This window comes from Kitasatospora sp. NPDC094019 (assembly GCF_044764505.1).
Taxonomy (GTDB): Bacteria; Actinomycetota; Actinomycetes; order Streptomycetales; family Streptomycetaceae; genus Kitasatospora.
Genome location: NZ_JBIWIF010000003.1, coordinates 54361 through 75475, shown reverse-complemented (window position 1 = coordinate 75475; position 21115 = coordinate 54361). Strand labels below are relative to the sequence as shown.

Genomic DNA, 21115 nt, shown 5'->3' with positions numbered 1-21115 from the left:
GTCGGCGACCAGCTCGTCGGCGTGCCCACGCCGCTCGTGGCGGGACGGGTCGGGCAGCGTGAGCGTCGGACGGCGCAGGTCCTCGGCCCGCGTCGGGGCGTGCTTCAGGCACCGGCCTCTTCGGCCGACCGGGGCGGGTGGAAGCACGCGGTGATGGTCTTGCCGTCGGCGTGCGGGTGGGTCTGCCAGTGGTCGGCCATGGCGGCCACCAGTGTCAGGCCCCTCCCTCCGGTCTCCTCGGGGCCCGCGTGCCGGCGCTGCGGGAGCGCGGGGTTGTGGTCGTGGACGCTCAGGCGCAGGCACCGGCCGTCCCAGGTCAGCACCAGCTCCGCGTCGCTCCGCGCGTGGACGTGCGCGTTCGTCAGGAGCTCGGACACCGCGAGAACCACCGCGTCCGCCACCGCTGTGTCACTGCCCCAGCCCAGGGTCCGCAGGTGATTGCGGGCCCACGTCCGGCCGTCGCGCACGGGGGCCGAGAGCGGCAGCCGTCGTGCCCATCCCACTGCTCCGAGTCTGGTCATGCCGACTCGTCTCCCGGTTCACGGCCCGGTTCACGGCCCGGTTCACGGCGCCGGCCCGGCGCGGTCGGCAGGTCTCGGCCTCGGCCTCGGCCTCGGCCTTGGATCTGGTCTCGGTCTTGGACCTGTTCTTGGACTTGGTCTCGGTCTCCGATGCCCACGGGGATTCCTTCCCTTCTCGTCCGGTCACCGTTCGGGTGCCCCCGATCGGGGAAGCGACACGGATCCGCGGTGACTTCCTCCTCCCCGGGAAACCTGGGTGGCGCCGGGCCCGTCCTCCGGGGCCGACGTTGCCGCGACCCTTACACTGGCGGCCCGCCGCGGCGTCAGCGGCCGCCCCGCCAGCCCCCCTGCCCGAGGAGCCCGCCGGTGCACTCCTGGCTGTCCGAACGTCGCCGCTCGGCCGCGAGCCTGCTGGTCGCAGCCGTCGCGGCGGGCGTGCTCGTGCTGCTGCTCGTGCTTCGCCAGGGGCCGGCGCCGCTGTCCGGCGCGGATCTCGCCGTCCTGGTGCTGTTCGCCTATCTGTCGGCCTATCTGACCGTCACCCTGGTGGCCTTCGCCGGCGCCTCGCCTGAGCGGATCCGGGACTGGGCGCGCCGCTCCGAGCGCGGCACCGTCCTGCAGCGCTACTTCCTCGGCACCGCCCCGGGACCGGGGGTGTCGGTCTTCGTCGCGGCGGCCGCGCTGGTGGTGTCCCTGGTCTGGCGCCCCGGCCACCTGGGGTCCGCGCTCCCGGTCGGCGCCCGGGTTTGGAAGAGGGCATAAAAATGCCCCGTCCCGGGTCAGCAGGACGGGGCGTTTTGCTTCCGCTCGGTCGCTGCGTTGCAACCAAACTCAGAAATTGAATTGCGAGCGGCCAATGCACATAGAGCAGGGCAACTGAACTTGATTGGGTGATGTCGGTGTGGTTTGCCTGACAGGTGGGCGCTGGCACCGGTAGCCCTGGGGTGTGAGGTACGCGCAGGGCGGCGGGCTGACCGACGCCGAGAGGACGACGCGGGAGCGCCTACGGCTGCAAGCCGTGGAGCGTTTCGAGGGTGGGCAGAAGAACCCGGAGATTGCCACTGCCCTGCGGATCAGCGTGCGGTCGGTCGAGCGATGGTGCCGGGCCTGGCGCGAAGGCGGCGAGGTGGGCGTCCTTTCAAAGGGGTCGCCGGGAAGACCACGGCTCAGTGAGGCCCAGATTGCCAGGCTGGAGGAGGAGTTGGAGCGCGGTCCACTGGCCCACAGCTGGGCGGACCAGCGGTGGACACTGGCACGGATCAGGACGCTGATCGGCCGACTCTTCCATGTCTCCTACACGGTCGAGGGCACCTGGCGGCTGCTGAAGCGGCACGGCTGGAGCTGGCAGCAGCCGGCCCGCCCGGCGGGCGATCGAGCGTGACGACGACGCGGTCGAGGTCTGGAAGAAGGAGACCTGGCCGCGGGTAAGAGCACCGGGGCGGAGCGCAACGCCTGGATCGTCTTCGAGGACGAGGCCGGGCAGTCGATGACTCCGCCGCGTGCCAGGACCTGGGGCCGGATCGGCCGGACCCCGGTCGTGAGAGTGAGGGGTCGGGGCTCGGGTCGCGTGTCGATGGCAGGGATGGCCTGCTACAAGCCGGGCCGGCGGTCCCGGCTGATCTACGCGATTCGCGAGTACCGAGGCCGCAAGGGACGAGCCGAAGAGCTTCGGCTGGCGCGACTTCCGCGACCTGATCATCCGCGCCCGCATCCAGCTCGGCGGCCCGATCGTGCTCGTCTGGGACAACGTCCGCCTGCACCTGACGGCCGGCATAAGCGAGTTCATCGACGCGAACGCCGAATGGCTCACCGTGTTCCAGCTACCCACCTTATGCCCCGGACCTCAACCCGACCGAGGGCGTGTGGTCGCAGGTCGAGCGCGACATCGGCAACCTCGCCGCGGCCGACCTCGCCCAGATCACCCGAGCCGTGAAGCGCAGACTCAAGAGGATCCAGTACCGCCCCGACCTTGTCGACGGCTGCTTGATCGGAACCGGTCTGAGCTTCGCACCGGCTCACTGACGATCGGCCGGCCCTTGTGTCCGGCGTGGACGGCCGCGGCTGTGACAGCATCGCCGCCATGTCTTTGCTGACCTGGGACCACGACGGTGACTTGTACTGCACTCTCACTACCGAGACCGGTACAGGCGAGGGCCGAACCACCCATTTCGAGCTCAGCGAGGCCCGCATCGTTGCGAACGGGTCCCCCTCCGTGCTTGCTTCACCCGTTCCCGGGCCGACAGCCGTGACAGTGGTCGCCTACGCCTCCGACGAGGAGAAGCCCGTAGAGGTCTTCTTTGACGGGACGCAGACGCTGCCGTTCGCCGTGCTGCAGCACTTCGTGGCAACTGTCGCCGCACGGTTACCAGCCACCGGGGCGTAGAGCAGCGGCTCCGGAGGCGCAGCGAGGCGCTACACCGACTTCACGAGTTCAAGTTCAGTAGCGACCACCTCGGACAGCCGGAGGGGCACAGTGCCCATACCGAGCGGCTGCGTCGCCACGACCGGGTCCAGGGCGAGAGCGGTGTTCCGCAGGGAGTCGGCGAACGCGACCCGGACGAACGCGAAGCGGCTGCCGAGCCGGGCCCCGATGGTGTCCTTACCGGAGCGGGCTCGGCCAATCAGCGCTACGTGCCTGTAGCTCACTCGCTGATCTCGAACGGAAAGGTGAGCTGGTCGTCCTCGGCGTCGGCCTGGTCGACCGGAGCCGGATCGGTCGGGGTCGCCAGGGCCTCGGCGGTCTTGGCATCCTCGACCCGCTGTACCGCCTCGCCGACGCCGAGCACCGCCGCTGCCAGGGCGAGCACCAGGACGACCGGCAGGGACGGCGCGTAGTGCGCGACCAGGGCGACCGAGGCAGCCACGACCGCGTCCAGGCGGGCCGGGCGGGCCTTAATGATCTCCATGGGGTTTCCTCCGTGATTGATGTTGATCTTGGATTTATATTTTTGGAACGTACACAGAGATCTGCTAAACACCGCCTGTGCATTCACTCGAATAGCTCTCTCTAAATGGCCACCCCGACTGGCCGGGCAGATCGTTGGCAGAGCAAGGCTCCGCTTCGTGATTCCGCAAAGGAGAATCGCTATGCGTGCAAAGGTTCGCATCGCAGCGCTTGCCGCATTGACGTCGCTTAGCGTCGCATCGGCAGGCATAACTACCAGTGCGAATGCTTCAACCGGATGGATCCAACTCCGGAACGTCCACTACGACAAGTGTCTGTATTTCCACACCGGCCATGGGTCAGACATCGGGATCTATCCCTGCCGAGACTATGACGACCAGCGTTTCTGGCCGTCTCCGTCCACCTTGGCAGGCGCCACTCAGTTCGAAAACAAGGCGTATGGCGGCTGCCTTGGATTGTGGCCGCATGCCGACTCGAAACCCGAAGCATGGAATTGCGGCTATTGGCCTACTGGCCTATTTCCCTCCAAGTCAATCACCCCCGGAAACGTGGTCACTCTGGTGACCCGCTATGACGGGAAGAACTGGTGCTTGGACAGCACTTCGTCGAAGGTCTACGCCTGGCAGTGCAACGGTGCTGCTAGCGAGAACTGGGAGATTCTGGACGCAAGCTACTAGAATTCTTTTGGTGGCCGGGTAGCTGGCCATTCAGCTAGGGTGGCCACCCGGCTTACCAGGGCCTCGGCAATGTCGGCATCGGACAGGCCGAGGTCGAGCAGCGCGTCATAGGGAACCGGCAGAAGCTCAGTCGAAAATGTCCCTGTCATCGTCGCCCCCGTTGTCCGGTGGCGTCAGACGCCCCCGAGCAGAAGGGGACAGGTCGAGTTCACCGATGTAGCTCCTCGGCGGTCTGCCCGCCGCCTACCTCGACACCGGCTCGGCCGAGGTCTTCCGCGACGAGTGCGCCGACTACGCCGGCCGCCTCTGGGCGGCCGGAGGAGACACCGAACTCCACGTGTGGGCCGGGGGGTGCCACGGGTTCGACGCCCTCCACCCCCAGGCGGCGCTCTCGGTCACGGCCCGCCGCACCCGGACCGCCTGGCTCGCCCGACTGCTGTCCCGGATCTGACTCCCGGATTCTGACGCCCGGTTCCGGCTCCGGTGGCCACGGAGTTCGGCGCGCGTCGAGCCGTCGGCGCCAGGGGCTTCGCGCCGCCGACAACCTGGTGGAGGACGAACGCGCGCTGGAGTTCCCCGGCAGCGTCAGCGGAACCGGCACAGGCACAGGCACAGGCAGCGGAACCGGCAGCGGCAGCGGGGCCGAGTCCGCGGTCCGGGCCGACCACATGTACTTCGCCGTGTCCGTGATGACGACCTTCGGCACCACCGACGTCAATGTGACCTCCCGGGAGGTGCGGCGCACGGTGGCGGCCAACGCGGTCGTCGCCTTCGTCTTCAACACGGTGACGGTGGCGAGTCCGGTGTCGGCCCTGGACCGGGGGTAGCGCCCGTTCGGACGCCGGATCAGCGGGCGGTGAGCCGCCAGCCGCGGTGGCGCGGGTCGCTGACGACCAGCAGGCAGCCGCCGGTCGGCCCGTCGGGGAGCAGCCCCGGCCAACTGGTGGTGGAGACGGCGGCGTACCACGCGGGGCGGGGCAGCCCCGACCGGCCGCGGACGACGAGCCGCTCCCGGGCGCCGGTCCAGCGCACCACCTCCGTGCCGCGGCCGGTCAGCCGCTCGTCGAAGGCGCGCAGCCCGTCCAGCGGGGCGGGTTCCAGCAGCCATCCGCCCTCGGCCCGCACCGTCACGACCTCGGGGTGCCCGGCCGCCCCGACCAGCAGCTCCCCGCACCGCTGCTGCCCGCGTCGGCTCCGGACGGCCCCGTACCCCGTCTCCACCGTCAGCGGGCGGCCCTGCCCGGTCGGGAGACGCACGCGCAGCACGGCGGGCGGGCCGCCGTAGCGGAGCACTTCGTCGCCGGAGCCCTCGGTGGGGCCGGTCAGCGACCGGCTCGGCTCGTCCGGTCGCAGGACCATCCGCCAGGCCGCGCGGCCGAACTCCACCCGGACACCGAGCCGATCGAGGGCGGCATCCTCCGGGCCGGCCCAGAGCGGGACCAGCACCGGGGCCGCGTCGGCGGACACCCAGTGCCTGCCGAGCTCCCGGCCGGTCCCGTCGATCACCGTCATGCGACAGGAACCGAACTCCGCCACCAGTTCCAGCACCGCCGGCTCTCCCGGGTAGGGCCGGTCGAAGTACTCGGTGGTGCGGTCGAAGCCGTGCCGGACCAGGGGGGTCGTGGACAACCCGTCGGTAGGGGCGATGTCGAGGAACCAGAAGCTGCCGCACTCGACGACCACGAACTGCGGGCGGTCGAGCACGAATCCGGCCCACGGGGTGCCGCCGACAGTCGAGCGGAGTTCGTCCACGACCACGGTGGGCGGGCCGTCCGGGCCGTCGGGGTAGCGCACCACCCGCAGGATTCCGGAGGTGTCCTCGATCTGGCTCGCCGCCGCCCGCGCGGTTCCGCGCCGGTGCTCCAGGATCCGCGGCCCGCTGCCGCGGGTGTGCGCGGTGAACTCGTCGATGCTGTCCGGGGCGTGGATGCGCAGGGTCCACCGGGCGGTCGAATCGACGGCCACCCGGCGGACGGCCCGCTGGCGTTCCGGCGACAGCAGCAGCGCGGCGTGCCCCCGGCCCTCGGTGGCGTCGTGCCGGCCGGCCGGGCCAGGACCGGCCGCCCGGAGCGCGATCCGTGCCGTGACCTCCGTCTCGACCGTGACCAGTACCGGCCGGGCGGGATCGGGGAGGTCCAACTCGACCTCGGCCCGTCCCCGTCCGGACACCGCGCGACGCTCCAACGCGCTCACCCCCCGGTGGGAAGTCTCTCCGACGGCCGCCGGGGCGCACCAGCCCCCGACGGCCGCCGGGGCGCGCCGGACCTCGGTGGCCGTCACCGCAGGGGCGTCACCGTACGGGCCCTACGGCGCGGACCTCACCGCCGGAGGCCGTCCCGGAGCCGGGCCAGGTACTGCTCGGGGTCGGCGAAGCCGCGGTCCTGGGCGCCGTGCCGGTGGAGGCCGAGCCGGCCGTCCGGGTGCAGGCGCACGGTGGTGGTGGCGGCCCGACGGCCGGCCGCGGGGCCGTCGGGGGCGGGGGAGCGGAGGACGGGCACCTCGGGCGGGAACATCGCGAGAGCCTCGGCGGGCCCGGGTGCCGGCTCGTGGCCGGTCCGGTTGGCACTGCTGACGTACAGCACCGGGAAGTCGTCGAGGAGGCCGGACAGCGGCTCCCAGCGGGCGCCGAACAGCAGCGTCCAGCCGTCCCGGACGGCCGGTGCCAGCCAGGGCGGCGCCTCCTCGGGCCGGCGCACCGGCGCGAGGAGGGTGAGGTGTTCCTCGGCGAGCAGCCGCCGGGCGAGTCGGAGCGCGTCCGGGTCGAGGTCGAGGTGTTCCGTCAACGCGCCGTAGGTGTCCGGGTGGTGGGCCCACAGGGCGACGGCCTGATCGGCCGGGCGCTGCTTGGCGAGGTTGACGGCGTCGGGCCGGGTGGCGGCGACGACGCAGGTCAGCGGGGCGGGGTTGGGTAGGACCACGGCCCGTCCCAGGGCCAGGGCGGCGCGGACGGTCGCGAGGTCGGACGGTTCGCGGGCGGGAGGTGTCGGTGTCACGGAGTGTCCTCGATGCCGTCGGTGCGCGCGAGGCCGTCCAGGTAGGCGGCGAACAGTTCGTCGTCGACGACCGCCCGGCCGGTGCTGAACGCCCGGCGCTTCACCCAGGCCGCGGCCGCGCGGGCCCCGGCGGCGTCCAGTCGGTGGCCGAGCCGCTCGGCCGCCGCCGTGACGACCCGGGCGCTGGCCAACTGGGTCAGCACGATCCGGGGTTCGACCCCGAGCAGAGCCGTCGGGTCGTAGGGCTGGAACAGCCGGGGGTCGACGAAGGGCGTGCCGGTGGAGATGGTGGCGACCCCGGTGCCGACCACCGGGGTGGTCACCGTGAGCGGTGTCCCGGTCTGCTCCGAGACCATGGCGGCTATGCGCGGGAGCCGGGTGAGGTCCGGTGCCCGCCACCAGAGGTCGGCGGCGCCCCCGTCGGGGCCGAGCAGGGCCGCCGCGCGCTCCGGGTCGTGCGCGAGCAGGAAGAGCAGTTGTTCGGTGGCGACCAGGCCGGAGCGCTCGGCTATGCCGAGCCACGAGCTGGACGCCACCCGGGCGCCGTTGCGCACGGCCTGGACGGTGTTGGCGAGGCCGAGGCCGAGGTCGTTGTGCAGGTGCGAGCCCAGGATCACCCCGGGGCCGGCCGCTGCGGCCACCCGCCGGAACATCTCGGCTGTCTCGTCCGGCAGTTGGCGCCCGACGGTGTCGGCGAGGACCACCGCGCCGGCCCCGGCGGCGGTGAACCCGGCCGCCGCTTCGGCCATCAGGCCGTGGTCGGCCCGGGAGGCGTCGGCGAGGCACAGGTCGATCGCGACGCCCTCGTCCAGGTCGCGCACCGTCCTCACCAGCTCGGTGCCGTGCGCGAGTGCCTCGCGGGCGCCCCGGTGCGTCATCACCCGGGCCATCGCCTCGGAGGCCGGGACGACCGCCATCACCCGGGCGTGGGCGACGCCGCGCACCGAGGCCACCGCCTGCCGGACGTCGGCCTCGGTGCCCCGGCAGACGGCCGCGGCCGAAACCTGCCCCTCGGTCTCGACCGCGACCCGCCGCACCGCCTCGAACTCCTCGGTGCACACGGCGGGGAAGCCGGCCGCGAACACCACGTGCCGCGGCCCGTCCGCGCCGAACACCGCGCCGTGCTCGCGGGCCAGCCGCACCCGGAAGCCTCCCGGCATCAAGGTCTTGGCCTGCGCGCCGTCGCGCGCCGATTCCTCCCACACCACCAGGCGTCCGGCCTCCGCCGACTCCCGCACGATGTCCCGCATCGATGATCCCCTCTCGTTCGGACCGCACCCTACGCCGGGCGCACGAGGGGGGCGCGGGCGGCATCGGGATTCACGCCTGCGTGCGCTCCTGGAGCAGTATTTGACGGTCACTCAGATCGAAGCGGGCGGAACATCTGATGGAACGTCAAAGTTCCTGGTTCCCCTGCGAACTTCCGTAACACCCCTTTAAGCTCCCCTTACCAACGGCGGCTTTCCGCCACACGCGACCCCGTTCGAGGTCGGGGGCGGCAGGCCCGAATCCACCGTGCCCAACTCCATCGTGAGAGCAGGGATGACAACGACAAACGCACAGGAACCGGGCGCCGTACGCGGCCCGGAACGACGACGGCCGGGGGTTCCCGGCCGCGCGGCCCTCGGTGGCGCGGTGGCGCTGGCCGTCGGCATCGGCGCGGTCTCGCTGGTGGCCGCACCGGCGGCGTTCCCGCAGCCCGGCGACGGCACCGTGACGGTCCGCGTGGTGCGGGCCGTGGACACCAGCGGGGTGTGGACGCCCGCGCTGGAACCCGGACTGGCCGGCGTCAGGGTGACCCTCACCGACGACGCCGGCACCGCCATCGAGGGCACCACGGCGGCGGACGGCACCGTGACGCTGGCGCCGGCGGCGGCCAAACCGACCGGTGGCAAGTACCGGGTCCAGGTGGTGAATCCGAAGCCCGGCAAGCTCTACCCGGCCTTCGCCTCCCGTCAGGGCCTGACCGGCGCGCCCAACCAGCTGAGCAGCAACGAGGAGTTCGTCGACCTCTCCGGCGGCAAGAACGTCTCCTACACCACCGGGCTGTGGAGCCCCGGCGACTACTGCCAGAAGAACGCCCCGCTGGTCGCCGCGTGCCAGCCCACCACCCGGGAGGGCGGGGCGCAGCGCACGCTGCTGTCCTTCCCCTACAGCGCGCGCGGCCAGGAGGGCGTGGACGTCGACGCCACCGACCTGGCCACGAACGCCGACACCGGCACGCTGTTCGGCATCGCCTGGAACCGGGCGGACCGTCGACTGTTCTCCTCCGCCGTCGCCAAGCGCACCACGGACTACGGCCCCGGCGGCGCCGGCGCGGTCTACGTGACGGACCCGGTCACGAAGACCACCAAGCTCTTCACCACTGTCCCCAACGCCGGCGCGACCGCGCACGGCGGCGGCACCGACGACGCGTTCCTCGCCGTCCCCGGCAAGGAGAGCCTCGGTGGCATCAAGACCACCGACGACGGCAAGGACCTCTTCGTCGTCAACCTCAACGACCGCAAGCTCTACCGCTACGACGCCACCGCGCCCACGGCGGCCGCGCCGAAGGCGTCCTACCCGATCCCCGACCCCGGTTGCCCGGCGGCCGTGGACTGGCGGCCGTTCGGTCTCGGTCTCCAGGACGGCACCGGCTACCTCGGCGGCGTCTGTTCGGGCGAGTCGACCGGCAAGGTCGCCGATCTGCGCGCGGTCGTGCTGCCGTTCGACCTCGGCACCGGCGCCTTCGCGGCGGCGGTGCTGAACCAGCCGCTGGACTACCCCCGGCAGACCACCGTGGGTGGCGGCCCCTGCGAGGGGGCGGGCTGGTTCCCGTGGACCAACACCTATCCGACCTCGCAGAACGGCAACCCCTGCGGCGCCGCCACCATCGCCAACCCCGAGCCGGAGCTCGGCGAGATCGCCTTCGAGACCGACGGCTCCATGCTGCTGTCCTTCCGGGACCGCTTCGGCGACCGCGCCCCGGCCGGTCCCACGCCCGGATCCGTCGCCGTCGTCATGTCGGGCGGTGACCTCAACAAGGCGTGTCCGGCGGGTGGTACCTACGTGATGGACACCAACAACGGCTGCGGGCTGTCGCCCCGCGGCACCCGGTTCTTCGACCTCACCTGGGGCGGCCACCGCAACACGGCCTTCGCCGGCATGGCCTTCTCCAAGGTCGAGAACACCATCGCCACCTCGGCGTTCGACCCGAACCACACCGCCTACGGCTACGGCACCTCGTTCCTCCAGCGGAACGGCCAGCAGGACCCGAAGTTCGGCCTGCGGCTCAACCCGGCGGGCGCGGCGGCGCCGTTCGGCAAGGGCGCGTCGATGGGCGACCTGGAGGTCCTCTGCGACCAGGCTCCGCTCCAGATCGGCAACCGGGTCTGGTACGACCCCGAGCGCTCCGGCCTCCAACTCCCGGGCCAGCGCCCGGTGCCGGGGGCCACGGTCGACCTGTACGACGAGTCGGGGAAGCTCGTCGGCACCACGAGGACCACCGAGCGCGGCGAGTACTACTTCGACGACTCCAACGTCACCGGCGGCCTCAAGCCGCGCACCAAGTACACGGTCAAGCTCGACAACCCGGCCGACTACGCCAAGGGCGGTCCCCTGTACCAGTGGGTGCCCACCACGGCCGACGTCGGCGACAACCGCTTCATCGACTCCAAGGGCGTCGTCCCGGCGGGCGGGCAGTACGTCGAACGGGCCCTCACCACCGGTGGCCCGGGGGAGAACGACCACACCTACGACTTCGGGTTCCGGCAGCAGGAGGGCGCGCTGCGCCTGGTCAAGCACGACCAGGACGGCAAGCCGCTGGCGGGCGCGAAGTTCCGGCTGTGGAAGGACACCAACGGCACCGAGGGGCTGCAGAGCACCGGTGACAAGCCCGACACGGCGGTGGGCGACCCGTGCACGACCGGGGCCGACGGCATCTGCCAGGGCGCCGGGACGGTCGGGACGTACTACTGGCAGGAGACCAGTCCGCCGGACGGCTACTCCGCCCCCGAGGTCACGGTGTTCGGCCCGCTGGCGCTGACCGCCGAGAACCTCGCCGCGGGGGTCTCGGTGACGGCCGTCAACAAGCTCATCCCGACGCCGACGCCGACGCCCACCCCGACGCCGACGCTCACCCCGACCCCGACCCCGACCCCGACGCCCACGCCCACCGCGACGGAGACGCCGACCCCGGTGCCGCCCGTCGTGCAGCCGCCCGGCCCCGGGCCGGTGGCGCAGCCGGGCCCGGTGGTGCCGGCGCCCGTTCCGCCGGCCCCGGCCCCCGGATCGCACCTGGCCAGTACCGGCGCGAGCGAGGGCATCCCGGTGCTGCTGGCCGCCGCGGGAACGCTGACCGTGCTCGGCGCCGCCTTCCTCCTGCTGGCCCGCCGACGTAGGGCGCGGCAGCAGTAGGAGCACCGGCACGGCAACCCGGCCGACCGCCCTGACGGGCTGTCGCCGAGCGGGCGGGTCCGTGGCCTCCGGGCCCCGGATCCGCCCGCTCACGCGCGACCACGAACCGGCCGCCGCACCAGGTCACCGACCGACGAACCACGACCGACGAACGACCACCGCCGACCGACGAACAACGAGCGACGAACGAGGGAAGGGACCCGCATGGCCCGGACGACCCCGGCGCGGACGACTCCGGCCGTTTCGAAGCAGCCGGCCCGGACGGCACCGGCACCGGACGGCCCCGCCGGACCGCGCCGTCGTCGCGTTCGGCCCCGGACGGCGGTTCTGGCAGCCCTCGCGGTGGCCGCCGCCGCCCTCGGCGGCCTGGTCGCGCAGCGGAGCCTCGACGACGGATCCGGCGAGCGCCCGGTGACCGTCGACGAGGCGTCCCGGCTGGCGCTGTCCCGCCTCAATCTCTTCCAGGCCAGCCCGGTCGAGGTCTCCCTCACCGCTGCCGAGGGCGGGGACGTCGCGGTCCGCGTCGAGGGCGTGGTTGACTACCGCACCCGCCGCGGCGTGGGCCGCTACCAGGTCACCGGCGCGAGCGGTCCGCTCGACCACGGCCTCGTGGTCTGGGACGCCGGCGGCCTCGGACTCGCCCCTGAACCGGCGGGCGTCGACAGCGCCGGCACCCCGGCCTGGACCCAGGCCGAACGCGTCCCGCGGCAGGGCTGGTCCCCCCGCACCTACACCGCCGACCCCCTGGACGCGGGGCTCCAGCTCATCGTCCAACTGGGCGCCGACCGCCCGGACAACCCGCTCCTGCTCGCTCAGTCCGGCGCCCGCCGGCTCGGCGGCGAGCGCCTCGACGGCCGGGACTACGACCGCTTCGCCGGCCCCCGCGCCCAGGGCGCCACCCCCAACGGCGAGCGCTCCCCACTGACCTACTGGGTGGACGCCGACGGTGGCCTGCGACGGGTCACCATGCGCATGCCCGGCCTCGGCACACCGACCACGGTGGAGTTCTCCGGCCAGGACAGCGCCGCCACCCTCCCCGAAGCCCCCTGGCTCACCGGCTGACTAATTGGCCGCATGCCCAATATCACTATTGGTCGTGCGGCCAATAGCATGCCGATCCACATAGGGCCTAATTGGCCACCCGACCAACTCGGCAAGGCATACCCTGCACCGAGCCGTCGTGTCCGTCACCGCTGGACGCGATCCCTCACTGGGCGGGCCCGGCGCGATCCGGCGCGATCCGGGCGCTGTTGGGCGAGGCCGCCGAACAGTCACTTCGGTGATGCCCGCTCCATCGGGACCACGTCATCGGTGAGGACGGGCATGCCGTCGCGGCAGAGTCAGCAACCGGGGCTGATCGGCGCGGACGATGTCAGGCTGAGTGCGGCGATCCGCAGCTCGGCCGCCCACGTATGTTGGTCGAGCCTCAAGGTGTACTCAAGGCAGCACACGCACTGCGGGATCAGCCGCGCGAACGATCGCTCCTCCTCGCTTTCGGCCTCCGCCTCCCACCGGTTGTCCGTCGCCAGGTCGGCGGGGGCGATTTCTCCAGCGGCAAGTCTCGCCGCCAGGCGGCGCAGGGCGTGGCGTCGCGCCAGGCCCGGATCGGGCAACTCGATCCCGGACTCGGAGAGTGCTTGCTCGAACGCGTTGCGGACATCGTGGGTATCCGCGCTGCACGGCCAACCGGCGAGCTCACACAGCGTCGGGGTGTCCAATCCGGCCGCAAGCGCCTCGGCAGCAACCATCGGCAGCTCCTCCGGGCGGATCTCGTCTGCCTGATAGCGGCACGCCACCTCGCCCAGTGTCGTGAGGCCGCCCCGCACGGGGGTGTCCGGGGCCGGTGTCGGTCCTGCGGGTCTCATGACTCCTACGATGCCAGCCCCGTTCCCGGGAAGGTCGCCCAGGGGCGGCCCGCTCGGACGAGGTCCTGAGGGCGGGGCAGGCGGGTTCGTCGGCGCCGAGCCGGGGGGCGCTGCCCGGAGGCCAGCCGTCGAGGCGGCGCGGGCCGCGAAGTACTGGTCGCCGCCGTCGAGCTTCTGTCCGTCGGTGGGGACACCTGTGCGTATCCGATGCGAACGTCGGCGCTGACGGCGGGATCGGCGACCGGGAGTTCGAGCTGGGCATCTTCAAGTCGTCTGCTCGCGAGGGGAGTCCTCTCGGGGAGCCTGCCGAGAGCTTCCCCGCCGCGGGTCCGCCGGTCGGGACGCGACGGTGGTCGGAGGCTGTTGAGTCGTCCAGGTCTTCAGGAGTGTCCTTGGGGGCGGGTCGTGTACGACCCCGAGAGCCGCAGAAGGCCAGGCCCTGTTCGGCGGTCGCTCGTCGACCGGCTTGCCCGCCCGGCCGCCCGCCCGCCCGGCCGCCCGCCCGCCCGGCCGCCCGCCCGCCCGGCCGCCCGCCCGCCCGGCCGCCCGCCCGGCCGCCCGGCCGGCGTCCGGCCGGCGTCCGGCCCGCGGCCCGGTCCGGCCGGGGCCGTCAGTGGGGCCGTCAGCGGTGTCCCAGGACGTTGATCACCCGTCCGTTGGGATCGCGCACGAAGAACCGGCGCACTCCCCAGTCCTCGTCCTGCAACGGGTGGACGATCTCCGCGCCGCTCTCGCACATCACCGCGTACGCCGCGTCCACGTCGTCCACCTCGACGCTCAGGTCGGGGGCGACGGGTGCCGTCCGGTCCTCGGTCATGACGCTGATCTGTGCCGCCGGGCTGGAGGGAGAGGCGAGTGTCATGATCCAACCGTGGTTCATGACCTCCTCGAAGCCCAGCAGCCCGTAGAACTCCCGGCTCTCCGGTGCGGCACCGGAGACGATGTTGGGCACGACGCGGCGAACGGCCATCGATGGACTCCCCATGAGAACGAAGCTGTCTCCTACGACCCCAGGAGTACTACGGCGCGTCCGCCGCCGCACGCGCTTTCGGCACACGGCCGTTCGGGCAGCGTCCCCGCCGCCGGGCCCGCATGGTCGGGGCGTGCCGGGGAAGGCGAGGCCCGCACGCGGCTCCCGGCACCGGGCCGGGCGCCGCCGAACCGCACAGGAGAGGACAGCCCCCATGATGACGACAGTGGCGCTCATGGCTCTGGTGATACTGCTCTTCAGCGCCGGGCTCGGTCTGACCGTGGTCGCGGCGGGCCTCGTGAGCAGGCTCGGCCGCTCGGCGGCCCGCCGCCGCCGCTCCCCCCGGTACTGACGGTCGACCCGTATCGACCCGTATCGACCCGGACTTGGCCGGACCCACCCGGCCCGAACCGGCGGCCGCACCAGCGAGAAGAGGGAGCTGACGGTGTACTCACGAACTGTGGAAGGACCGCCCGCCCGGCGGCCATGGAGCGCCCCCACCGCCGGACGGGGCCTCCGCCTGGCCGGACGCGCCGGTTTCACGGCCCGCGGCGTCGTCTACCTCCTGGTGGGCCTGCTCGCCCTCCGGATCGCGGCCGGAGACGGGTCGGACGAGGCCGACCGACAGGGCGCGCTGCGCCAGGTCGCCGAGCAGCCCTTCGGCACGGCCGCGCTCTGGCTGCTGGTGGCGGGCTTCGCAGGCATGGCGCTGTGGCGCGCGTCGACGGCGGTCCTCGGCCGGGGTGGCGACCACAGACCCGCCAAGCGGCTGCTGAACGCCGGCCGCGCGCTCTTCTACGCCGCGGTCTGCTGGGGCACGGCGGTCTTCGCCGCCGGATCGGGCGGCGGGTCGGACGGCGGGTCGGACGGCGACGGGAAGTCCCGGACCTGGACGGCGCACGCGCTCGGCCTCCCGACGGGACGCGTCCTGGTCGCCGCGGCCGGACTGGTGGTGGTGGCGGTCGGGGTGGGCACCGCCGTCCAGGCCCTGCGGCGCCGGTTCCTGCGGAAGCTGGCCACCGGCCGGATGGGACACCGCACCCGGACGGCCGTCACCGTCGTGGGCGTGGCCGGGAACACGGCGCGCGGCACGGTCTTCACCGGGGTGGGTGTTTTCCTCGTCACCGCGGCCGTCCGCTTCGACCCGCAGCGGGCCAAGGGACTCGACGACACCCTGCGCAGCTTCGCGGACACGGCCGCGGGCCCCTCACTGCTCGCCGCCGTGGCGTTCGGCCTGCTGCTGTTCGGGATCTTCTCCTTCCTGTCGGCACGCTGGCGCTCGTTCGACTGACCCGCGCCCGGTCCGGCCCGAGTGCCCGGACCGGCCCCGCAGGACACGGACTCGGCCCGAGCACGCGGACCGGACCCGCAGAACACGGACTCGGCCCGAGTGCCCGGACCGGCCCCGCAGGACACGGACTCGGCCCGAGTACCCGGACCGGCCCCACAGGCCACGGGCCGTCATCCGTCACCCCTACGGCACGCCTACGGCACCCCGGCGAACCCCTCGGCCGGTGCCCGAAGGCCGAGCCGCGCGGGCCGGCGACGCGCACAGCTCGCCGCCCGGGCGGGACCGCCTCGGGGACCGAGCGCCCCGTGAGTGTCCGACACACCCGATCGGACACTCACGGGGGAGCGGGGACCCTCTCGCGTCGGGCCGGTGCTGTCGGCGTCCGGACCGAACGCGGCCCACTGGCGGCCAGGGTGGCGCGGAGGTCGAACGGGGTGAACTCGTCCACGCGGAATCCGCACAGAAGACGACTTCGGGCTCGCCTTGACGTGCCTCAGCGGTAGCGGCCGCTGAGGCGTTCCCAGCGGTTGTCGCCCGCGACGATGCCCTGGAGGCGGCGAACGTAGCGGCGGACGTCCCGGCGTTCGGCGGGCGTCAGGAGGACTTCGAGGTCGGGGAGTTGCGCTTCGAGGGCGAGCGCACGCGTGCTTCGTTCGTGGGTCATCCGCGCGAGGTGCGCGAGGGAGTCCCGCCGGGTGCGGCCGTCCTGGCCCTCGGAGATCAGCAGCAGGTTGTTGCGGTGGTCTCCGGCCGCGGCCTCTTTGCCGGAGGAGACGAGGTCGTTGTTGATGGTGATGATCTCGGCGAGGCAGGTGCGGATCTCGGTGAGCCACGGCGAGTACCAGAGCAGGGAGGGGACCTCGAAGTCTCCGACCGCTTCGGCCATGTCGAAGATCGGGTAGGCGCATTTGATCACGGTCAGCTGCCGCAGTGTGCTGGTGCGGCCGTGGACGCGGTTGGCGATCTCGCATGCCTGGGCCGCGAAGAACGCCCGCCAGTGGGCCGTCGACCGCTGGACCCACCAGGTGGAGCGGCCCTGCCGCAGTCGTCGCCACAGGTCGGCGAACGCGTGCACCCTGGGTGCGGCGGAGGCGGGCACGGGGTCGTCGGGGGCGTCGAGCACGGCGAGCATGGCCCGGCAGAGGTCGGTCGCGGCCGCCAGGTCCCGGCCGACGGGGCCGTCGAAGACGTCGTCGACCGGAGTGAAGGCCCAGCCGATGTAGTCCGCGACGGTCTGAAGGCGTTCGGTGGGAGCCTCGGCCGCGTCCGGGAACCACCAGGCGGCGCTCTCGGCCAGCAGCCAGTCGGCGTACCGGTCCGCGTTCAACCCGCTGTCCTCGGTCAGCCCGAAGGCGTCCATCCACATGACCGCGCGTTCACGAAGGAGGTCGACATCCGGGTGCACCCCGCGGACAGGCCACGGGCACCCGAACTCGACGGTCTGGGGATGGATGCGGTCGTCCCAGACCGGCCACTCGGTCATGGGTTCGCCCCTGCTGTCGAACATCCCCTGCGGAACATGGTGACGTGCGGCCATCGGCGTGGTCCCTGTCTTCGAGGCGATCCGCCCCTGGTGCCGTTTCCCGGCACGCCAAGCGGCCGGCGGTTGCCGACGAGACCTGGCTACCCGTCGACCGGCGCCGCCACCCGGCCTCTCGACGGCGACCGGAAGCACGCGTCGTGGCGACGGTTCCTCGCGGGCGACCACGAGCTCCCGGTGCCGACTTGACAGCGGGCTGTGACCAGCCATGGATGTGGCCGCCGTCCCGTCCCGAGGACAGGGACCACATCCGTCGGATCAGGCCGGTGGCTCCCGCTACGCGCAGGTGTCGAGTACCGAGTCGGCGCGGACGGCGGTGCTGAGGGCGTTGCGCAGGGTGGAGACGGTCCGGTGGACGGTGACCGTGTCGCGCCTGGCCTTGCGCCGGGTGACTCCTCGTTGGACCGGACGACGGGCCGCAGACCGGTGTTCGCGGCGCTGATCCACCGATAGGCACAGCCCGGCCCGGCGAGTGGCCGCCCGGCAGGACACACCCGCCGCCGCGCGCTCACGGGCGCGCCGTTGTGCGCCACCGGCCGGTCGTGCCACCACCTTTCCTCCGACGTCTCCCGCGCCGTTCGTTAGCCGATCGTGCTGGACGGGCACGATGCCGGTCGGGACGCGGACCTGGGATGCCGGCTCCCGCATCCCAACGCCCTCCGTACTCCTGGCTGGAGACGATCCCCGGTGCCGATGACGAGATTTCCCTTCCCCTACCCGCTCGTGGTGGCACCGGTGGCCGAGATCGAGCGGGCCCGGTGCGAGAACCTGCGCTGGTTCCACGAGCAGGGGCTGCTGGACGGGACGGACTCGGCCCCACGCTACGAGCGCTGGAACGTGGCCCTGCTCGCCGGGCTCATGTATCCGCATGCCCGCGGTGCCGACCTCGTCCTGGCGACCCACGTCCTGGGGCTGCTGTTCCTGATCGACGACCGGTTCGAAACACGCCTGGGGTTGGACCCGCCGCGTGCGGGCCGAGTCTGCGACGAACTGCTCGCCGCCACCCGTCCCCTCCACGACCCCGGCGGGGCCCGTACGCCACTGGCGACGGCGGCCGGCCGGCTGTGGGACCGGGCCCGGACCGGCATGCCCGGAGAGTGGTGCGTTCGGGCCGCCCTGGCATGGCAGGAATTCGCCGCGGCCCCGGCGTTCGAGGCGTACTACCGCCGTGCCGGCGCACCCGCGCCCTGGGAGCTGTTCCGCATCCTGCGGCGCTTCTCCGGCGGTGCCGACTTCCTGATCTGCCTCGCAGAGCGGGTCGAGCACTACACGGTGCCCGCCCTCGTCCACCACAGCCCGCAGATCCAGCGCATGCTGCTGATCGCCGCCGAGGTCCCGGTGTTCACCAACGACGCCAACTCCCTGGACAAGGAAGGCGACCGGGAGGTCAACAACCTGGTGACGGCCACGAGGCACTACCAGGGCCTCTCCACCGACCGGGCGATCGGGCATGTGCGCGCCGTGGTCGCCCGGCACGTGGCGGAGTTCGCCGTCCTCACCGACTCCCTGTACCTGCTGTGCGACGGCCTGGGGCTGGACGCCGAGCAGCGCCAGGGCGTGGGGAGGTACGTCGGCAGCATGCAGTACATGATGCGCGGCTACCACGAATGGGAACTGCGCACCGCCCGCTACCTCGACGCCCAGCGCCGAGCCGCGACCGACCCGCCCGCCCCGGGGGCCGGTGCCCAGGATCCGGCCGAACCGTGAGACCGGCCCGGAGCGCCACGCCCGGGCCGGGCACCGGCCGCGGCGAACCGTGACCGCCCCACCCGCCCCGCACCCGGAGGTGATTCCTCATGAGGCCCGCGTCCACCACGCCCATCGTGCCGGGAGCCCTTCCAGTCCTCGGCCACGCGCCCGCCCTCGCCCGAGACCCCTACGGCTTCATCAGCGGCCTGCCGGTCCACGGTGACCTCGTCCGGATCCGCCTGGGACCGCAGGACGCCTACGTGGCCTGCCACCCCGATCTGACGCGGCGGGTCCTGGCCGACGACCGGACCTTCGACAAGGGCGGCCCCTTCTTCGACAAGATCCGCCAGGTCATCGGCGACGGCCTCGCCAGTTGCCCCGCCGGCGCCCACCGCCGCCAACGCCACATGCTGCAGCCGGCCTTCCATCGCGACGCCATGCCCGGCTACGCCGCCACGATGGCCGAGGAGATCGCCGGCGCCACCGCCCACTGGCGCACCGGTGACGTCGTGGAGGTCCCCGCCGCCATGTGCCGGATCACGACCGCCGTCACCGCCCGCTGCCTGTTCGCCGCGCACGAGCGGGCCGGCGCGCTCCCTGTGCACGCCTGCATGGACCAGGTCACCAAGGGCATCGCGGCCCGGGTCCTGCTGCCCGTGCCCGGCCTCGACCGCCTGCCCACCCCGGGAAACCGGCGCTTCCGACGCGCGCAGGCCGACCTGCGCCGGCTCACCCGGCTGCTGATCACCGACTACCGGGCCGAGGGCGCCGACCACCACGACCTGCTGTCCACGCTGTTGGCCGCCCGGGACGACGACGGGCAGGCCCTGAGCGACGACGAGATCCACGACCAGGTCGTCACCTTCCTGCTGGCCGGGATGGAGACGACCGCGGCACTGCTCTCCTGGGCGTGGCAACTCCTGGCCGGCCACCCGCCCGTCCGCGAGGAACTGCACGCGGAGGTCGACCGCGTCCTGTCCGGCCGAGCCGCCCACTACGAGGACCTGCCCGCCCTGGAGACGACCGGCCGCGTCGTCACCGAGACCCTGCGCCTGTACCCGCCGGGCTGGCTCTTCACCCGAGCGACCACGAGGGCGACCCGCCTCGGCGACCACCGGCTGCCGGCCGGGGCCACCGTCGTCTACAGCCCGTACCTGATCCACCGGCGCGCCGACCTGTTCCCCGACCCCGAAACGTTCGACCCCGCGCGCTGGAAGGAGGGGCGCAAGCACGCTCCGGGGAGTTTCATCCCGTTCGGTGGCGGCGCCCGGCGTTGCATCGGCGACCAGTTCGGCACGATCGAGGCCACACTCGTCCTCGCCACCATCGCTGCGACCTGGCGCTTGGACCTACCGGCGGGTTCGCCCGTCCGCCCGGCGCGCAGTGCCTCCCTGATGCCCCGCCCGTTCCACGCGCGCCTCACCCTGAGGTAGGCGCCGGCAGTGCCCGGTGGGGCCTGTGGCGGGACCACGTCCTCGCCGTCGCACGGTCCGTCGCCGACCGTCGGCCCCCAAGGCGGTGGAGCAGGGGAACGCCAGGACGGGACGCCGCGGCAGTGCCCGGTCGGCCGTCCGGCGGAGGTGGTGGAGCCCGTGGGTGTCACCGGCTCCAGTGCGACCTCGGGCGCAAGCCGGATGATCTTGAGCGCTGCGGGATGTCCGTAGGACGGTGGCGAAGCGTCTCCGGAAGGGGGCTGGCGGCGGAGGAAGCAATGGGGCGGGCAACGAAGCGCCGACTGCTCGGACGACAGTGCGAGTTGGATGCCCTGGGCGTCCTGCTGCGCGAGGTGCGCGACGGGCGGAGCCAGGTGCTGGTGCTGCGCGGCGAAGCGGGGATCGGGAAGTCCGCGCTGCTCGACCACCTGGCCGCGCAGGTGCGCCGGACGCCGGGGATGCGGATCGTGCGCACGGTCGGCACCGAAGCCGAGTCGGACTTCGCCTACTCGGGCCTGCAACGCCTGTGTGCTCCGCTGCTGTCGCACCTCGACCGGCTGCCGCAAGTGCAGCAGGACGCGCTCCGGGTCGCCTTCGGCCTCAGCGCCGGGCCCGCGCCCGAGTTGCTGCTGGTCGGGATGGCCGTCCTCGGCCTGCTCGCCGAGACGGCGGCCGAGACCCCGCTGGTCTGCCTGGTCGACGACGCGCAGTGGCTGGACCTGATGTCCTTCCGGATCCTGGGCTTCGTCGGTCGCCGGCTGGACGCCGAATCGGTGGCACTGGTGTTCGCCGAGCGGGTCACCGGGGCGGAGCGCCTCTCCGGCCTGCCGGACCTC

Annotated in this window: 16 protein-coding genes and 4 pseudogenes; 11 read left to right on the top strand and 9 right to left on the bottom strand. The window is 72.7% G+C overall.

Going from position 1 to position 21115, the window contains the following annotated elements:
- Positions 1 to 104: 104 nt before the first annotated feature.
- Positions 105 to 521: an ATP-binding protein gene (locus ACIQ9P_RS08285; protein ID WP_402351677.1), complete on the bottom strand. Its 417-nt coding sequence runs from the start codon at positions 519 to 521 to the stop codon at positions 105 to 107.
- A 366-nt stretch (positions 522 to 887) separates the two neighbouring features.
- Between ACIQ9P_RS08285 and ACIQ9P_RS08280 the strand changes: the two genes are divergently transcribed.
- From ACIQ9P_RS08280 to ACIQ9P_RS08270, 3 genes and pseudogenes are all read left to right on the top strand, one after another.
- Complete coding sequence (locus ACIQ9P_RS08280; protein ID WP_402351674.1) at positions 888 to 1283, top strand: hypothetical protein; 396 nt, start codon at positions 888 to 890, stop codon at positions 1281 to 1283.
- 184 nt (positions 1284 to 1467) lie between these two features.
- Positions 1468 to 2011: pseudogene (locus ACIQ9P_RS08275) on the top strand (winged helix-turn-helix domain-containing protein).
- Positions 2012 to 2601: 590 nt separating this feature from the next.
- Entirely contained in the window at positions 2602 to 2904 is a 303-nt protein-coding gene (locus tag ACIQ9P_RS08270) for a hypothetical protein (protein ID WP_402351672.1), read from the top strand.
- Positions 2905 to 3163: 259 nt separating this feature from the next.
- Here the strand turns inward: ACIQ9P_RS08270 and ACIQ9P_RS08265 are convergent, their stop codons facing one another.
- The gene (locus tag ACIQ9P_RS08265; RefSeq protein WP_402351669.1) at positions 3164 to 3427 is read right to left on the bottom strand and encodes a hypothetical protein; all 264 of its coding nucleotides are present in this window, start codon (positions 3425 to 3427) and stop codon (positions 3164 to 3166) included.
- 899 nt (positions 3428 to 4326) lie between these two features.
- On the opposite strand from ACIQ9P_RS08265, the pseudogene ACIQ9P_RS08260 reads away from it, so the two are divergent.
- A pseudogene (locus tag ACIQ9P_RS08260) lies at positions 4327 to 4554 on the top strand (alpha/beta hydrolase); the annotation flags it as partial.
- Positions 4555 to 4765: 211 nt separating this feature from the next.
- Positions 4766 to 4930, top strand: a pseudogene (locus ACIQ9P_RS08255) (DUF1345 domain-containing protein); the annotation flags it as partial.
- Positions 4931 to 4949: 19 nt separating this feature from the next.
- Here the strand turns inward: ACIQ9P_RS08255 and ACIQ9P_RS08250 are convergent.
- The 3 genes from ACIQ9P_RS08250 to ACIQ9P_RS08240 form a co-directional block, all read right to left on the bottom strand.
- Positions 4950 to 6272, bottom strand: a complete 1323-nt coding sequence (locus ACIQ9P_RS08250; RefSeq protein ID WP_402351666.1) for a hypothetical protein — start codon at positions 6270 to 6272, stop codon at positions 4950 to 4952.
- Between the two features lie 149 nt (positions 6273 to 6421).
- Positions 6422 to 7096 carry a hypothetical protein gene (locus ACIQ9P_RS08245; protein WP_402351663.1) on the bottom strand — a complete coding sequence of 225 codons (675 nt, stop codon included), beginning with the start codon at positions 7094 to 7096 and terminating at the stop codon, positions 6422 to 6424.
- Positions 7093 to 8346: a 2-isopropylmalate synthase gene (locus tag ACIQ9P_RS08240; RefSeq protein WP_402351660.1), complete on the bottom strand. Its 1254-nt coding sequence runs from the start codon at positions 8344 to 8346 to the stop codon at positions 7093 to 7095. The genes ACIQ9P_RS08245 and ACIQ9P_RS08240 overlap by 4 nt, the downstream gene beginning before the upstream one ends.
- Before the next feature lie 385 nt (positions 8347 to 8731).
- Between ACIQ9P_RS08240 and ACIQ9P_RS08235 the strand changes: the two genes are divergently transcribed.
- The gene (locus tag ACIQ9P_RS08235; RefSeq protein ID WP_402351657.1) at positions 8732 to 11491 is read left to right on the top strand and encodes an SdrD B-like domain-containing protein; all 2760 of its coding nucleotides are present in this window, start codon (positions 8732 to 8734) and stop codon (positions 11489 to 11491) included.
- Between the two features lie 342 nt (positions 11492 to 11833).
- A complete protein-coding gene (locus ACIQ9P_RS08230) occupies positions 11834 to 12553 on the top strand; it encodes a hypothetical protein (RefSeq protein ID WP_402351654.1) in 720 nt (239 codons plus the stop codon).
- A 278-nt stretch (positions 12554 to 12831) separates the two neighbouring features.
- Here ACIQ9P_RS08230 and ACIQ9P_RS08225 read toward each other — a convergent pair whose 3' ends face one another.
- Both ACIQ9P_RS08225 and ACIQ9P_RS08220 read right to left on the bottom strand, forming a co-directional pair.
- Complete coding sequence (locus ACIQ9P_RS08225; RefSeq protein ID WP_402351652.1) at positions 12832 to 13356, bottom strand: hypothetical protein; 525 nt, start codon at positions 13354 to 13356, stop codon at positions 12832 to 12834.
- A gap of 622 nt (positions 13357 to 13978) precedes the next feature.
- Complete coding sequence (locus ACIQ9P_RS08220) at positions 13979 to 14326, bottom strand: VOC family protein (protein WP_402351649.1); 348 nt, start codon at positions 14324 to 14326, stop codon at positions 13979 to 13981.
- A 445-nt stretch (positions 14327 to 14771) separates the two neighbouring features.
- Here ACIQ9P_RS08220 and ACIQ9P_RS08215 point away from each other — a divergent pair, with 445 nt between their 5' ends.
- Positions 14772 to 15617 carry a DUF1206 domain-containing protein gene (locus ACIQ9P_RS08215; protein WP_402351647.1) on the top strand — a complete coding sequence of 282 codons (846 nt, stop codon included), beginning with the start codon at positions 14772 to 14774 and terminating at the stop codon, positions 15615 to 15617.
- A 493-nt stretch (positions 15618 to 16110) separates the two neighbouring features.
- Here the strand turns inward: ACIQ9P_RS08215 and ACIQ9P_RS08210 are convergent, their stop codons facing one another.
- Complete coding sequence (locus ACIQ9P_RS08210) at positions 16111 to 17100, bottom strand: hypothetical protein (RefSeq protein WP_402351644.1); 990 nt, start codon at positions 17098 to 17100, stop codon at positions 16111 to 16113.
- A 333-nt stretch (positions 17101 to 17433) separates the two neighbouring features.
- Entirely contained in the window at positions 17434 to 17604 is a 171-nt protein-coding gene (locus ACIQ9P_RS08205) for a hypothetical protein (RefSeq protein ID WP_402351641.1), read from the bottom strand.
- A gap of 246 nt (positions 17605 to 17850) precedes the next feature.
- Between ACIQ9P_RS08205 and ACIQ9P_RS08200 the strand changes: the two genes are divergently transcribed.
- The 3 genes and pseudogenes from ACIQ9P_RS08200 to ACIQ9P_RS08190 all read left to right on the top strand — a co-directional run.
- On the top strand, positions 17851 to 18864 hold the full coding sequence (locus ACIQ9P_RS08200) for a hypothetical protein (RefSeq protein ID WP_402351639.1): 1014 nt from the start codon (positions 17851 to 17853) through the stop codon (positions 18862 to 18864).
- Positions 18865 to 18953: 89 nt separating this feature from the next.
- A complete protein-coding gene (locus tag ACIQ9P_RS08195; RefSeq protein WP_402351636.1) occupies positions 18954 to 20279 on the top strand; it encodes a cytochrome P450 in 1326 nt (441 codons plus the stop codon).
- A 221-nt stretch (positions 20280 to 20500) separates the two neighbouring features.
- Positions 20501 to 21049, top strand: a pseudogene (locus ACIQ9P_RS08190) (ATP-binding protein); the annotation flags it as partial.
- Positions 21050 to 21115: the final 66 nt, after the last annotated feature.

What these genes read in the sequence shown, in the direction of transcription:
- ACIQ9P_RS08265 (WP_402351669.1), bottom strand. Translation starts at nt 3,427, where the DNA reads ATGGAGATCATTAAGGCCCGCCCGGCCCGCCTGGACGCGGTCGTGGCT.
- ACIQ9P_RS08270 (WP_402351672.1), top strand. Translation starts at nt 2,602, where the DNA reads ATGTCTTTGCTGACCTGGGACCACGACGGTGACTTGTACTGCACTCTC.
- ACIQ9P_RS08195 (WP_402351636.1), top strand. Translation starts at nt 18,954, where the DNA reads ATGAGGCCCGCGTCCACCACGCCCATCGTGCCGGGAGCCCTTCCAGTC.
- ACIQ9P_RS08200 (WP_402351639.1), top strand. Translation starts at nt 17,851, where the DNA reads ATGACGAGATTTCCCTTCCCCTACCCGCTCGTGGTGGCACCGGTGGCC.
- ACIQ9P_RS08220 (WP_402351649.1), bottom strand. Translation starts at nt 14,326, where the DNA reads ATGGCCGTTCGCCGCGTCGTGCCCAACATCGTCTCCGGTGCCGCACCG.
- ACIQ9P_RS08225 (WP_402351652.1), bottom strand. Translation starts at nt 13,356, where the DNA reads ATGAGACCCGCAGGACCGACACCGGCCCCGGACACCCCCGTGCGGGGC.
- ACIQ9P_RS08285 (WP_402351677.1), bottom strand. Translation starts at nt 521, where the DNA reads ATGACCAGACTCGGAGCAGTGGGATGGGCACGACGGCTGCCGCTCTCG.
- ACIQ9P_RS08210 (WP_402351644.1), bottom strand. Translation starts at nt 17,100, where the DNA reads ATGACCGAGTGGCCGGTCTGGGACGACCGCATCCATCCCCAGACCGTC.
- ACIQ9P_RS08240 (WP_402351660.1), bottom strand. Translation starts at nt 8,346, where the DNA reads ATGCGGGACATCGTGCGGGAGTCGGCGGAGGCCGGACGCCTGGTGGTG.